Genomic DNA, 14,180 nt, shown 5'->3' with positions numbered 1-14,180 from the left:
GTTGGCGTAGTTAATGCTAACTATCCTGGCTTTTCGACGGTTCCAACCGGTGCGATGCGCCGTGATTCAGGGGCGCTCCCGGAGAGATTCGAGCTGGGCGCCGGCGTAGAGGGCGTCGACAAGCCCTGGGAAGCGGGCATCGAGCTCGGCGCGCCGGAAACTCACCTTGCGGTCGCGGCCCACAACGGTGGTCGTGGTCAGGCCGGCCTCGCGGAAAATCTTCAAATGGTGGGAAACCGTCGATTTGTGCAGGTTGAGCTCATCTGCAATATCAAGGCAGCTTACGGTGCCGTTGGTGACGAGCCGGGTGAAAATATAGAGGCGGGCCGGCTCGGCAAGCACATACAAGATTCGGCTGAGCAGCACATCATTGGCGTCGGGCTGGGGGAGAATCGCTGGTTCCACACAGCAAGTGTAATACGTCACGCTGCGGCGTTGCCGGTTATGGTCCAACCTCAATAGTTGGATGATCTTGCAACTGTTTGATAGTCATAATATGGTTGGATACATGTCAAACAATATGCCGTTGCGGATCCTTCTCCCGCTCACCATCGTGACCTTCGCCGTCGGCACCGACACATTCGTGATTGCCGGCCTCCTCCCGGCAATCTCCCAAGAACTCCACGTTTCCCCCACCAGCGCTGGGCAACTTGTCACCGCCTTCAGCATCACCTTTGCCCTGGCCGCCCCCATACTGGGTGCCATCACCGGTGGCCTCCGGCGCGACACCGCCCTCAAACTCGGGCTCATCGGATTCATCATCGGCAATGCCGCCACCGCACTCGCCCCCACCTTCGGCCTTGCCCTGGCCGCCCGCATACTCACCGCCCTCGGCGCCAGCCTACTCACCCCCTCCGCCTCTACCATCACCGTCGCCCTCGCCCCCGCCGACAAACGCGGCCGCGCCCTCGCCATCGTCATGGGCGGGCTCATGTCCGCAACCGCCCTCGGCGTTTCCCTCGGCCTCATCATCGGGCAAACCAACTGGCGCCACACCATGTGGGCACTCACCGTACTTGGCGTCGCATCCCTCATCGCGGTCTTCCGGTGGATTCCCCCAGTCACCCTGCCGGCCATCCCCCTCCGCAACCGGCTCCAACCCCTCAAAGATCTGCGGGTTCTCGGCATCGTCGCCACCACAATCCTCGTCGTGGGCAGCAATATGCAAATCTACGTGTACACCGGGCTCATCACCGGCGCCACCGGAACCATGCTCATCATCGGCTTGACGACGTTCGGCGTCTGCACCATCATCGGTAACTTCGCCGCCGGCAAACTCACCGACGCCTACACCCCGCAACTCGCGGTTCTTGTCAGCATCATTGGCCTGGCCCTGAGCCAAACCACCTTCAACCTGGGCGTCCACCTCGGTATCATGCTGATCGTTCTTGCCTGCAACGGCTTCTTCGGTGGCATGCTCACCGTGCCGCAACAAGCCCGAATCGTCGCCGAAAACCCAGCCAACGCGCCCCTGCTCATCGCACTGCTGTCCTCCGCGGTCTATACGGGCTTCGCCCTGGCTGGTGCTGTGGGAAAAATCGTCGTCGACGCCGTGGGGGCGGGCACCATCCCCTGGACCTCAGCCCTCATGCTGCTCATCCCGCTCCTGCTTACCTTCACCATCAAAACCCCGGCGGCGCCGGCAGCAACAGAGGAGCAGGTGGACTGAAAAAATTCAGCGCGTTAATTTTCAAGAAAATAGATTTCAGAAAAAATGATAAATTATATCCATGATGCTCATGAGCCCGTACCGGCGTAAAGCGTTTCTAACTGGGATTAGGAGTGTTCTTGATTTGCAAGGAACGGCAACATATACCCAGATGCAGAAGCTCATGCCTCCGCCGGCAAATCCCCAGCCGGCTGGACTGATGTTTCTGCGAACCTCAATGAAAATGAGCAATACCTGGTGTCTCTATAAATAAACAGCACTACCATAACTTTTTCAGCGGGGAAGCAATGGAACAGCTTTAAGCTTCTCCCGGATTGATGATGGCCTAGTCGGGGGTTAATGCGGAAAACCGCTCCGGCCAATCGTTCGCGCTGGTGACAGGCGCGCCGGGCAGCAGCACCTACGCAATGTGGTGGAGTGTGGCGAAGCGTGCCACACAGCATCATGGTGAGGTGAGGAAAATAATTTATTTTGCGGCGGATTTCTCGTCATTGCCGCCATTACGTTAACGGGCAATATGAAGTAATTATGCTTCAGCGAAAACAAAACTTATAAAATAGATATTTGTTTGATTAAGGGGGAATTAATGGGGTTAATATTCCAAATAGGCCAGTAAATTTGCAGTTATTGCAACACGCCGGATAAAAGACAATACAAAATTATCTCCATATTCCACCCTAGAATAGGTGTAATTTTATCGGGCTCGTCGGAAAAATATGACCGAAAGGTTGTTGGAAATATGAAGATAATGGACGTCAATAGTTACTCCCGGTACACGCATAATGTGCCGCTGCTCACGCCTATACAGTCGGCCTTTGCCCCACCCGAGGATCCCCGGTTTCCCGTTCGGCGATTGAGCTATTTTGATAAGTCCAATTCGGTCATTGTCACCTATTATCTTTGCCTGTTGTCGGTGCTGATTCTTGACTCGGTGAGCCGCACCTTGACGGTGCTGCGCACTCCCTATGTATTTCTGCCATTTCTGGGGGTGGTCATCGTCCTCATGTATAAAACAAAATTTGCTAACACTGGTTCGCTTATTATTGGCAACACGGGCGTAAATGTGCGGACCAAAGCCAATGAGGGGTTCTTTATTAAGTGGGGTGAAGTATCAGAGTTTCGGGTCGTGTGGACCCTGACCGGACGCATGGTGGAATTTGACTATCGAACCGTCATGCCTGGGGATACTTCGCAGGTATACCTTACTCGCCGACTATCGCACACCCAGGAATTCCGGGTAGTACAGTTAGCAAAACTGCTCAATAGCTATCGGTCTCATTACTCCGTGGGGCATGTAGCATTATAAGTAGGCTGTATGGCAGAAAGGCGCGCTCATGGATGCTACAGACTATCCGCCCCGAGAATTTCTTTTCGAACAAAGATTTGCAAAGATTGAGATTATAGTGGGAATCATCCTCTTGTTGGTGGGGGTGTATCAAGCGGTTTCCCTGTATCGCAAAGACATGGTGTTTGCGCTCGCGTCCTTGGTCGCGGGGTGCGCGGCCGCTGGCATATTCTTGATGACGTTTTTCCGACAGCCCCGCCGACTTACCCTAGATGAGCAGGGGTTACGGGTGAGCTATCCCGCTAAAAAGGTGGATATTATTCCCTGGGATACCATTGGGGAACTCGTGGTGGTCGACGATGGTGGCGTGCCGTGCATTGGTTTGAGTGCTGAGGCGCGCCCCGAGGAATGTCTATGTGTCCCGCCCGGATATCAAACGAACGAGTTTGCGATTCTGCTCAATAGCTACCGGGAGTTCTACGCCCCGAGGCAATAATTGTGAAAAACGTCAGTTACCGCTCCTGCCACTGCCCTTAATGGGGTTAAACCTTAGGATGGTACGTGCCCCCTAAGGTTGCGTGCAATATGATTGAGGTATGTCCGCACAACAACGGCTCAATAGTCAAATTAGTTTTCAGTTCTACACCGGTTCGCGGTTGATGCAGCGAATGTACCGGCCCTATCTCGACGAATGGGGCATTACGTACTCCCAATATTTGGTATTGGAGTGCTTATGGGAGGAGGATGGTCAAACCATTGCCGACCTATCAATCCCCTTGGATCTTGATTCGGGAACCTTGTCGCCACTGCTCAAGCGCATGGAAAACGGCGGCTTCGTGCGTCGACAAGCGGATAAAACCGATTATCGACGCGTTCTCTTTTTCCTCACCCAGCGGGGGCAAAAGCTGCAGGAAGAAGCCATCGTCATGGAGCAGGAAATCGTGAAAATGCTCAACTTTACCGATGCCGACCTAAAGGCCATTGGCACGGTCATGGCGAAAATTAATCCAAATGGCAAATTCACCGACTAATATCTGACGCCTATATGTGCATGTGACGACCTTAGCTTTTCGGCTTATTGGGGTTATCGGATACGTTAGTGCCGCGGCGATTTTTGCCGCCGAGCTTGCCGACGCCGCCCAAGGCCCGCAGCACCGCAGCCTGCTCCACGCTGGTGCCCGTGGTGCGTGCCTGCGCCGCCTCCGCGGGGGTAAAACCCGCCCCCAGCCACGCCGCCACCTCGGTGCGGGGAATCCCACCATCCCACCAGGTGCGCAGGATACTGAGCGCATCATAGCCGGCCTTCGCTAATCGGGTGGCCTCGCCAGGCTGAATGCCTAACTCCCGATACACCGCCGCCTGGGTGGGGTTAATGCTGGCCTTCGCCCACGGCACCGCGTCCACCCCCTGCCAGCCGGTGTCTATAAACATGCGGGCGGCGGCGGCCGGCACCCCGGCCTGCAATAACACCTGCATTGAGGCGGCAGCCGCCGGCGGCAATTGGGAGGGTGCCGCTTCGTGCCGGCCAAACAGTTCTTTCCACCAGATTCGTGGCTGGGGTTTCTCCCCCTTGATGTGCCGTGCCAGCGCCTCCGGGGGCGAATATCCTAACTCCCGCCAGTGCACTATATCCTTCGGCGTCATACCGGCCTGCAGTAGATCCGCCACCTCGTAGGGAGATATACCGGCCTCCTGCCAGGCGACCGCCTCCTCTGGGGCGTAAACCCCGTGGTTACGCCACTGGTCCGCGGCGGCGATTCGAAAACCCTTGCCAATCCACCGGCGGGCCAAGCCGACGCTGAAACCATGGGTCGTCCACTGGTGCAGGCGTTCGGGCGGTAGCTGGGGTGACGAGGGCTGCTGGGGAGGTGGGGTTGAGGCGACCATGGAATGCTCCTTTTTCAGTTGTTGGTTCTCGATGCTATTCATCAATGTTGACGGTGCGCGCCCACCATGGGATGGGGTATGTGCTGGTGGGATCTCGACGCGGGGTTCGGATCACCGCGATGATGACCGGTATCGGTGGTCGATGGTCCGGCCAGGGGGTTTCGCCATCCGTGAGCACAATAATCAGGGTAGGCTGCGGTTTTAGTTTACTAGCTGCAGCGATGCCAGCCCGAATATCCGTCCCGCCGCCGCCTGTTAATAACGGCATGTGGCCGGCTCGGATGGTTTGCGGGGGATGGGCAACCAGGTCGCAACAAATCACCCGGATTTGCCGCAGGTTAGCGTACTGGGTGATTCCAATAAGCTCCGTCATGACCGTGTTGAGCTGCTGGCCACTTACACTCCCGGAGGTGTCTACCACCACGGCGATCTCCGGTTTTGGCGCCACCATGGTGGGCAGTATCACCCCGTCGGGTGCGGGCCGGCGGGACGGGCGTCGATAAGAATAATCCACCTGGCCGGCCCCAACACGCAAGCCTTGCCGTATCGTTGCGCGTAGCGTGGCCCGCCAATCTATCGTTGGGCGGAGCTGTTGCTGAGCCCACCGCCGCCACCCACCGGGAACAGTGGTGCGGTTGGCCACCTGCTGCTCAATGTCGTGGGCGATGCGCAACTCTAGCAGGTTCCGCGCCAAATCGGACATGGGGTGGGTCCCATCGTCGGCGTCGCCCGTATCCAGGCCGCCATCGGCAATCCCGTCGGCGGCCTGACCACAGTCAATGAGGTCCGCGACATGGCTGCCGCCGGCCAGGTGCGCCTCATCCAAGACCTCGATGAGGGATAAATATTCTTCCGCGAGTCGGCCCTCGGGCAGCCCCAGGGCCTGCGGGGATACGACTCCTGGCGGCGAGGCGAGGCCCAGGGTCTCCAGGTCGTCGTTGACTTCCGCGTCGGCGGCTTGGTTCCACCTGCGGGCGGCAAGGTCATCGGTTTGCTCGCCGACGGCGTGGCGGGACTGGTCAGCATCATGATCGTGGGCGACCGGGGAGCGTGCGGCATGGTGGCGGCACAGATGCCCAATGTGGTGCAATAACCACCAGCCAAACTCCGGGGTGGGGGTGACAAGCGCCGTACCGGGGTCAATGTGGATGCGCCAGTGGGTGTCCGCCGGAAACGCCCGGAACTCTGGGTCCGGCACCGGCTGCCGAACGCCGCTCGTCCGATCCGCCTGGTTATCCGGCTGCGGTGCTGAAACGTTGGGCTCCAAGATCACCGGTTGGAGGGCGAATAACGCCGAGGTCAGATAGGGGGCGGCATGCGCCGCCCACAGGCGTGCCTGGCGAAACCGGTTTCGTGTTTCGGCAGCCCACGCTTCGGCGGCATCAGCCCCCAAAGGTTTCTCGGGTTCCGCAGGATTGGTCATGGCATTAGTCCGGCCCGCCGCAATATCGGCGCTAACTCCAGCAGCTCGGCGGGCAGCGGCGCGCCCGCGGGACGGTGCTGTGCCAGGGACTGGGCGGCGGTGGCCGCCACGTCCGGGGTGGTGCGGGCTACCCGGGCGATCACCCGCCACGCCCGCTGCCAGGTTTCCCGCGCAGCATCGCTATCGTGTGCGGCGGTGTCCGCCAACTCGGCTTCCTCCAGCTCGGTGACCGCAACAGCAACAACAGCGCTGAGCAGGGCGTGTAACCGATCAACCTCCACGGGTAATGCCACCCCATCTGGGTCCCGCAATATTGTCTGCGGGTCGGGCAGGTCAAGATTCTTCAGCCAGGACAAGGCTTCGAACCCGGCGGCTTCCCCCACCGCCCCGATGAGCAGAGTAGCGATGACATCCTCGCCGGCACCATTAGCCCAGCTGGTGGCCACCGCAATGGCCGCCATCTCCCAAGTGCGGGGCGAGGGCCATGCCTGGCCCGCCCGATCCGGGGAGTCGGGGATGACCGAGACGAGCTGGGGCCGAACCCGCAGAAACGTGCCGATATGTGTTTTCGCCACGGCGATTTGCGCCGCATTTGGCGAGACGGCTTTGAGGCTGGTGAACCGGGGAAACCCACTGATAAACCCGGTGGCGATATCGGTGGCGGTGGGCTGCCATTGCAGATGAATGAACCGGTTGGCCAGCGGCGCTGCCAGGTCCCAGCCGTCGGCGGCCACGCTGGGCGGGTTAGCGGCGGCAATGATCCGCACATGCGGGGGAAGCCTGAGGTGGCCAACGGTTTTTTCGAGCACAATCCGCAACATGGCGGCCTGCACCGCGGGCGGGGCGGTGGTGAGCTCATCAAGAAAGAGAATGCCCCGGCCCTGCTTGGCGAGGCGTTCGGCCCAGTGCGGCGGCGCAAACCAGGTAGTGGTCTCGCGCACCACGGGCAGGCCGGTAAAGTCGCTGGGCTCATGAATGGACCCAACAACGACCTCTAACGGGAGGTCAAGATCGTGGGCGAGGGCAGTAATCATGGAAGTCTTTCCGCTGCCCGGCGCGCCCCACAGGAGAATGGGGAGTTTCGCTGCGATAGCAATGGTGAGTGCAGAGTGGAGAGTGATCATTATTTTTCTCGGTACAGCAGCCCGCGGCCACCGTACTTTTTGTGCACCGCCTGCTTGGTTACCCCGAGCGCGGCGGCGATCTGCTCCCAGGTGGCGCCCTGGTTCCGGGCGCGGCGCACGAGCATTGTTTCACGCCGCTCTAATTCGGTGCGGAGCTGTCGGGTGGCTTCGAGGCTGGTTAGCGGGTTGATGTCCCCGGTTGCTTTGGTGAGGTTGATGAGGCTTTCGGAATCCACACCGTCAACTTTAGTTGAAGGCTGCGGTGCATTGGTCCACGCTGAGCCCCATGTCGTCAAGCTTTTCGACGACCTCCGGTTCCTTGATCCGTAACACGGCGAGCCCCAGGTCTCGGGGAGTGATGTCGGTGGTGGCCTGTGTTGCGACGGTTCGCACCAGGGATTGGGCATGGGGTGTGAAGCCTATGGGGTGGCGCAGGCTGTCCCAGAGGGGTCGGGGTGTGGGGATGGGCATGGTGGGGTGAAGCTCGGTGCCTATGGCCAGGGCGGCCAGGAGGATGTCGAGGTGGTTGGCCTGGGGGACGCCGCGGTTGCGGGCGACGAGTCGGGAGGTTTTCAGCGTGTGTTTGGCGGCGTTGGTGAAGCGTGGTGTGGTACTCATGCCGTCAACAATAGTTGACAAGCCTGGAGATTGTCAACCTATGTTGACTTGTTGTGGTTTTGTTCACCCCGCTTCGTTCGGGCCGTCGCCACCGCCGTCAACGGATCCACCGGCCATGGATGCTTGGGATACTTCCCCCGCATCTCCGAACGCACATTCTGATACGGCCCCACCCAAAAACTCGCCAAATCATCCGTAATCGCCACCGGCCGACCCGCCGGCGACAACAACTCAAACACCACCCGCTCACCCCCAAACACCGGCGAATCCGCCAACCCAAAACACTCCTGCAACTTCACCCGCACCCGCGGTCGATCCCCACCATAATCAACCAAAACACCACGACCCGACGGCACCACCAACTCGGCCGGCGCCAATTCATCCAACCGGCTCGCCGCCGGCCACGGCAACACCCGCTGCAAAGCCGAATATAAGTCAATATCCTCCACCTTTGTGCCCGAAGCAACCAGATCAATCTCCGGGGCCAACCACTCATCCGCCGGCAGCGCCGCCACATCCGGCCACGGATCACCCACCCGATGCGCCAAAAACCGCAACCGATTCCACAACTGCGCAGCCCGACCACTCATCGGAAACAACCCCACACCCCGCTCCCGCACCACCGCGGCCACCGCCGCCCGGGCCACACCCGGATCCGGGCGCACCGGGGTGCGCGACAACACGATCGCACCAGCCGTCACCACCCGCGTCGCCCGCACCCGACCATCCTCAAACACACATTCGGTTTCCTCCGACACGCCAATAACATCCAGCGCCACCGACTCCGTGATCGGCGCCACCGCCGCAACCCGCGCCCGACCCGAACGCTCCAGCCGCACATCCGCCACCGCTAACCATTCCTCACCCATAAGCCCGAACTCCGCCGGCACCACCACCCGCGTCCCCTGAGCCAACAAATACTCCCCGTCCGCCACCCGGCGCGCCACCAAATGCGGAAACGCATGCCCAATGACCTCACCCGGGGCGACCTGCCGGGATCCGCCTGGGCCGGCCAGCCGCTGAAGACGTCGAACCTCCCGCTGGTCAGGGCGTCGCAAAGCAATATTGCCCGTCTCGCCAAGGCTGAGCAGCGCCACGGTAGGGGCCGCTGCCGGGCCAAAATCCAGCAACGCCTTCCCGAGCCGCGGATCCACCGGCAACTGTGCCAGCCGGGCCGCCACCTGCGGATCCGCCGCCCCAATCGCCGCCAACGCGGCCGTGGCCTGCGCAAACGCGGCGGCCGGCGGCTGGTCCAACAACGGAAACTCGGCCGGCGCAGCACCCCAACACGACAACAAGAGGGCAAACTCCGTCAGATCGGCCGACCGAATCTCCGGCTCGGTATGCGGTGCGAAATGCGCATAGTCCGACCGCGAATAGCAGCGGATCACCATCCCCGGGCCCTCCCGGCCGGCACGACCCGCCCGCTGCACCGCACTCGACTGGCTGCAACTCACCGTGACCAGGCCATTCATGCCGCGCAGGGTGTCGCGCTTGGGCACCCGGGCCAGGCCTGCGTCAACAACGGTGCGCACACCCGGCACCGTCACCGACGACTCCGCCACATTGGTGGCCACAATAATGCGGGGCCCAGCATGCCGCAGCGCCCGATCCTGCTCAGCAGGGGACTGGCCGCCATGGAGAGGAAACACCGGCACATCCGTGATCCGGCCCAGCTCGGCGCAGCACGCGGTAATGTCCCGCACCCCAGGAAGAAATACCAAAGTCGAATACGTGTTCGTGTTCTCGGCGGCAATTCGGGCCACGCCCGCCACAAACTCCGGCCCACACCCCGCCCTACCGGGCAGCGGCTCATACCGCTCCGCCACCGGAAACATCTCGGCCGGGGTCGAGATCACCGGCACCCCCAACAGCGCAGCAAACCGTTCGGCATCCGCGGTAGCGGACATAGCAACCACTCGAAGCTCCGGGCGTAACACGGCAAGCTCCGCAACCATGCCCAATAATAAATCGCCATCAAGCTGGCGTTCATGCACCTCGTCTATGATGACCGCCCCCACCCCGGCAAGCTCCGGGTCCCGCAACAGCCGGCGAATCAGCACCTTCGGCGTCACAAACTCCACCAGCCGGCCGGGCTGAGCGTCGCCCCGAATCGTGTACCCCACCCGATCCCCAACCACGCTGCCATCCAGTAAGGCCAACCGGCTTGCGGCCGCCCGCACCGCCACGCGCCGGGGCGCGGTCACCACAACCTTGCCCACGGTTTCCGAAACTTCGTTCGATATCAGTGGTGGGATGAGGGTGGTTTTCCCGGTGCCGGGCGGCGCCTGCACCACCACCGACCCGGCGGCCTGGATGGTGGCGAGTTGTGCGTGCACGGGTAGGCCGGCGCCGATGGTGTCAAGATCAAATTTTGTCGCGTTCTTCGTCACAGCAACCAGGGTAAGGCACCGGCGTAAGGTGGGGCGCATGCGGATTACCACACATCATCCAGAGCTTACTGAGTCGGGTCTTGTCCGGTGTGAGGATGGTGGGCTGCGGCCACCGTGGGCGGCGGTGAGCGATGAGCTGCGCCATTACTACGACACGGAGTGGGGTGCGCCGGTGACGGACGAGGCCCATATTTTTGAGCGCATCTGCCTGGAGGGGTTTCAGTCGGGCCTGAGTTGGCAAACGATCCTGGCCAAGCGGCCGCTGCTGCGGAAACTATTCCACGGTTTCGACCCGGATGAGGTGGCCAAGTTTACCGAGGCGGATATTGAGCGACTCATGCAGGTTTCGGGCATGATCCGGAATCGCCGCAAGATCGCGGCGGTGATAGCGAACGCGAAGGCCACCATTGAGCTGCGGAAATCCGGCGGCCTGTCCCACTTGGTGTGGTCGTTTCGCCCCACGCACCACGAGCGGCCCACGACGGTGGCGGGGATCGCGTCGACAAGCCCGGAATCCACGGCGTTAGCGAAAGAACTCAAGCGGCACGGTTTCCAGTTTGTGGGCCCCACGACGGTGTATGCGACAATGCAAGCCATCGGGCTTGTCGACGACCGGGTGGTGGGCGCGGCGCCGCTGGTTCGCTATGGTGAACATATGAGTGAGAAAACAGCAGTAGTCACGGGTGGGTCGTCAGGGATCGGGGAGGCCGCCGCCCGCGCGCTGGCCGCCGACGGGTGGCACGTCATTGTGGCAGCCCGCCGGCTAGAGAACCTGCAACGCATCGCCAAGGAAATCGGCGGCACCGCCATTCGGCTGGACGTGACGGATGACGATTCCGTGGCCGAGTTCGCCGCCCAGGTGTCCCGGTGTGATCTCTTGGTCAATAATGCCGGCGGCGCCAAGGGGCTGGATCCCATCGCCGAGGCGGATGTGGCCGACTGGCAGTGGATGTACGACACCAATGTGATGGGCACCATGCGGGTGACCAAGGCATTATTGCCGCGGCTTACCGAAGCCCACGGCCACGTAGTGAACATTGGTTCGATTGCCGGGTTGCGGAGTTACCGCGGTGGGGCCGGCTATAATGCCGCCAAACACGGGGTGCATTCGCTCAGCCATGTGATGCGCATGGAATTCGTCGACGCCGGGGTGCGGGTGACCGAAATCAACCCGGGCCGGGTGCAAACCGACTTCTCCCTGGTCCGGTTCAAGGGTGATGCCGAGCGCGCCAACGCCGTGTACGACGGCCACCAAAACCTGGTCGCCGACGATATTGCCGAAACCATTCGGTGGGTTGCCGGCCTGCCCAGCCACGTGAATATCGACCAGGTGGTGGTCACTCCGCAGGAACAGGTGATTTGGTAAGGGGGTTCTGCATGTTACCGGGGTTACCCGCCGGCCCCGGGAGGGCGTCGTAAAGCTATGCTGGAGACAAAATTCAGCGGCAGAAAGGCACCAGAATCATGATCGTTACCACCACAAATAATATTGACGGGCAGCAGGTGGCGCAGTATCTTCGGGTCGTGTCCGGGGAAGTGATCGTGGGCGCGAATTTTTTCAAGGACATTGCGGCGGGGTTCCGTAACATTGTGGGCGGCCGGTCGCAGGCGTACGAAGGGGAGCTGCGCACCGCGCGGGAGGGGGCGTTGGCGGAAATGGTTGAGGCGGCGCAGGAGCTGGGCGCGCAGGGCGTCATCGGGGTCAAACTGGATTACCAAAGCATTGGCGTGGACGGCGGCATGCTCATGGTTGCCGCAACCGGCACCGCCGTGACTTTTCGCTAGAGGGCATCGCGTAGACTAACTGTCTATGCAACCCGTAACAGTCACAATTTCCAGCGAAACCATCAAACTCGGCCAGTTCATTAAGCTAGCCAGCCTGGTGGAAACCGGTGGTGCCGCCAAGGAAGTCATCGCCGACGGGCGGGTGACCGTCAACGGCGCCACCGACACCCGGCGCGGCAAAACCCTACGCGATGGGGATGTGGTGTGCGTCGACGACATGTGCGCGCAGGTGCAGGTGGGTTCGGCCGACGATGATTATTTCGACGAGGCGACCGCGAACGATGATTTTGACCCCGAGCAGTGGAGGAACATGTAAATGCCCGCTTTCCAAGCCGAACCCGGCATGCCATACTGGATCGACCTGACCAGCTCCGATGTGCGGAAATCGTCCCATTTTTATTCGCAGGTGTTGGGGTGGGAGATTGAGGAAATCTCCGAGGGCTACCGCATGGCCCGGCTGCAGGGGCTCCCGGTTGCGGGGTTGGTGCAGCGCCCCGAGGCGGAGAACCAGCCCGACACGTGGGTGACGTATTTCCAGTCCGACAATATCGACCATGATTGCGAACGTGTGGTCGAATTGGGGGGTCGGGTGTTGGTGGCGCCGGTTGAAGTACGGTTGGGGCAGCTGGCGGTGCTGGTTGATACCGCCGGTAGCGTGTTTGGCCTGATCCAGCCGGCCGGGGAGGACTCCTTCATTGCTGCGGGCGAGCCTGGCACCCCGGTGTGGCATGAGCTGACCGCCACCGTTTCGTATGCTGAAGCGGTGGAGTTTTACGAACAACTATTCGGATGGGTGACCGCCACGACCGATGCCCAGGACTACACCACCGCGCTGGTCGATGGTGCCGCGTTCGCCGGAATCTTCGACGCCACCGGCAAATTCCCGCCCCACGTGCCGAGCTTTTGGCAGACCTTCCTGGGGGTTTCGGACGTGACGGCCGCGGTCGCCCAGGTCCGGGAGTTGGGCGGCGATGTGATTCGGGAGCCGTTCGATTCGGGCTTCGGCACGATGTCCATCATTGTTGACTCCACCGGTGCGACCGTCACGCTGTGCGAGGTGGCGCCGCCCGTGCCGGAGGAGGAACTGTCGGAGTCGGATTCCATCCTGTAGTGATTTTGGGTGGCCATAATGATCGAGCTTGACGACCTCACCGAGCGGGTGCTCGCCCTATGCGACAGCATTCCTCAAGGCCAGGTTGCGAGCTATGGTGATGTTGGTGCGGCCTGCGGCACCACGCCCCGGGTGGTGGGGCGGATCATGGCCACCCATGGGCAGCTCACCTGCTGGTGGCGGGTGGTGCGGAGCGATGGCACGAGTGCTGTTGCTGACCAGGCGGTTGCCCATTGGGATGCGGAAAATATCCCCCACCTGGGGTTACGGGTTACTATTCGTGAGTGCCGCGCGCAATTGAAATGCTAAGGTAGAACAGGCACGTACCAAGCCCACAAGTCATGTATTGCGCCAACAATCGTGTATGAAAAATCTTGTGGGCTTGGGCGTGTGAACTCTAATCAGTGTTACCTCCTGATATGTATGCCTATGTGCCTGTGGATTCGATAATATGGTACTTAATGTTATTTTGCAACTATTTTAAGTTTGTCTTTTATAAAATAAATCATCACTTAGGTTGACAACTTTCACACAAAACACCACCTTAACCAGATAGCAAAATAGCGAATACCGGCGGTATTAACCCTGCTGCAAATGAATGACACATATGTAGTTTTAAGTTTTTAAAAGCCCGATCGGCGGCTCCCATGCAGCTGAGGGGGTATTATTCAGGATCGAATAAGGGGTAGTGTTCGGCAATATGTGCTTATCGACGACGCCCGCTTGGCGAATATGAAGCCCATCTTCAGGGGGGTCTAATATGATGCTGGTCACATTATGTGGAGAGAATGGAAAATGCTGGCGTTGTAGCGGTACTGAGGGGATAAATTGAAGGAGGCTTATTCAGTGTTCCCACACATGAATAGTCTTTGTAGACAAGGACAG

The 14,180-nt window shown here is 60.5% G+C and carries 16 protein-coding genes and 1 pseudogene; 10 read left to right on the top strand and 7 right to left on the bottom strand.

From position 1 onward, the window contains the following. Positions 1–66: 66 nt before the first annotated feature. Complete coding sequence (locus tag HBA49_RS11455) at positions 67–405, bottom strand: ArsR/SmtB family transcription factor (protein WP_005520506.1); 339 nt, start codon at positions 403–405, stop codon at positions 67–69. Positions 406–508: 103 nt separating this feature from the next. Between HBA49_RS11455 and HBA49_RS11450 the strand changes: the two genes are divergently transcribed. The 4 genes from HBA49_RS11450 (at position 509) to HBA49_RS11435 (ending at position 3,985) form a co-directional block, all read left to right on the top strand. Then, positions 509–1,669: an MFS transporter gene (locus HBA49_RS11450; RefSeq protein WP_225866119.1), complete on the top strand. Its 1,161-nt coding sequence runs from the start codon at positions 509–511 to the stop codon at positions 1,667–1,669. 739 nt (positions 1,670–2,408) lie between these two features. Then, positions 2,409–2,975 (top strand): hypothetical protein, encoded by a 567-nt coding sequence (locus tag HBA49_RS11445; protein WP_040431220.1) that lies wholly within the window; start codon positions 2,409–2,411, stop codon positions 2,973–2,975. A gap of 28 nt (positions 2,976–3,003) precedes the next feature. Further along, positions 3,004–3,450, top strand: coding sequence for a hypothetical protein (locus HBA49_RS11440; protein WP_005520514.1), 447 nt, complete (start codon positions 3,004–3,006; stop codon positions 3,448–3,450). Positions 3,451–3,550: 100 nt separating this feature from the next. Continuing rightward, positions 3,551–3,985: a MarR family winged helix-turn-helix transcriptional regulator gene (locus tag HBA49_RS11435; protein ID WP_005520515.1), complete on the top strand. Its 435-nt coding sequence runs from the start codon at positions 3,551–3,553 to the stop codon at positions 3,983–3,985. 31 nt (positions 3,986–4,016) lie between these two features. Here the strand turns inward: HBA49_RS11435 and HBA49_RS11430 are convergent, their stop codons facing one another. The 6 genes from HBA49_RS11430 to HBA49_RS11405 are packed head-to-tail and all read right to left on the bottom strand — an operon-like array spanning position 4,017 to position 10,438. Continuing rightward, a complete protein-coding gene (locus HBA49_RS11430; RefSeq protein ID WP_005523898.1) occupies positions 4,017–4,841 on the bottom strand; it encodes a hypothetical protein in 825 nt (274 codons plus the stop codon). Positions 4,842–4,875: 34 nt separating this feature from the next. Then, positions 4,876–6,264, bottom strand: coding sequence for a vWA domain-containing protein (locus tag HBA49_RS11425; protein ID WP_005523968.1), 1,389 nt, complete (start codon positions 6,262–6,264; stop codon positions 4,876–4,878). Next, positions 6,261–7,388, bottom strand: coding sequence for an AAA family ATPase (locus HBA49_RS11420; protein WP_005524689.1), 1,128 nt, complete (start codon positions 7,386–7,388; stop codon positions 6,261–6,263). Before HBA49_RS11420 ends, HBA49_RS11425 begins: the two co-directional genes overlap by 4 nt. Then, positions 7,388–7,624 carry a hypothetical protein gene (locus HBA49_RS11415; RefSeq protein ID WP_005524380.1) on the bottom strand — a complete coding sequence of 79 codons (237 nt, stop codon included), beginning with the start codon at positions 7,622–7,624 and terminating at the stop codon, positions 7,388–7,390. Before HBA49_RS11415 ends, HBA49_RS11420 begins: the two co-directional genes overlap by 1 nt. Before the next feature lie 10 nt (positions 7,625–7,634). Then, a complete protein-coding gene (locus tag HBA49_RS11410) occupies positions 7,635–8,006 on the bottom strand; it encodes a hypothetical protein (protein ID WP_040431222.1) in 372 nt (123 codons plus the stop codon). A 38-nt stretch (positions 8,007–8,044) separates the two neighbouring features. Continuing rightward, positions 8,045–10,438: an ATP-dependent RNA helicase gene (locus HBA49_RS11405; protein ID WP_005524572.1), complete on the bottom strand. Its 2,394-nt coding sequence runs from the start codon at positions 10,436–10,438 to the stop codon at positions 8,045–8,047. On the opposite strand from HBA49_RS11405, the pseudogene HBA49_RS13045 reads away from it, so the two are divergent. The 6 genes and pseudogenes from HBA49_RS13045 to HBA49_RS11380 all read left to right on the top strand — a co-directional run. Beyond that, positions 10,323–11,012 (top strand): annotated as a pseudogene (locus tag HBA49_RS13045) (DNA-3-methyladenine glycosylase I); the annotation flags it as partial. The gene HBA49_RS11405 and the pseudogene HBA49_RS13045 overlap by 116 nt on opposite strands. A gap of 42 nt (positions 11,013–11,054) precedes the next feature. Beyond that, positions 11,055–11,765 (top strand): SDR family oxidoreductase, encoded by a 711-nt coding sequence (locus tag HBA49_RS13040; protein WP_225866123.1) that lies wholly within the window; start codon positions 11,055–11,057, stop codon positions 11,763–11,765. Between the two features lie 98 nt (positions 11,766–11,863). Then, positions 11,864–12,184, top strand: coding sequence for a YbjQ family protein (locus tag HBA49_RS11395; RefSeq protein ID WP_005519219.1), 321 nt, complete (start codon positions 11,864–11,866; stop codon positions 12,182–12,184). A gap of 25 nt (positions 12,185–12,209) precedes the next feature. Continuing rightward, positions 12,210–12,500, top strand: a complete 291-nt coding sequence (locus HBA49_RS11390; RefSeq protein ID WP_005519220.1) for an RNA-binding S4 domain-containing protein — start codon at positions 12,210–12,212, stop codon at positions 12,498–12,500. Continuing rightward, a complete protein-coding gene (locus HBA49_RS11385) occupies positions 12,501–13,295 on the top strand; it encodes a VOC family protein (RefSeq protein ID WP_005524157.1) in 795 nt (264 codons plus the stop codon). It begins immediately after the preceding gene. An 18-nt stretch (positions 13,296–13,313) separates the two neighbouring features. Then, positions 13,314–13,604: an MGMT family protein gene (locus HBA49_RS11380; RefSeq protein ID WP_005524279.1), complete on the top strand. Its 291-nt coding sequence runs from the start codon at positions 13,314–13,316 to the stop codon at positions 13,602–13,604. The last annotated feature ends 576 nt before the right edge of the window (positions 13,605–14,180 follow it).

This window comes from Corynebacterium matruchotii (assembly GCF_011612265.2).
GTDB lineage: Bacteria > Actinomycetota > Actinomycetes > Mycobacteriales > Mycobacteriaceae > Corynebacterium > Corynebacterium matruchotii.
This window is presented reverse-complemented; position numbering and strand designations above follow the sequence as displayed.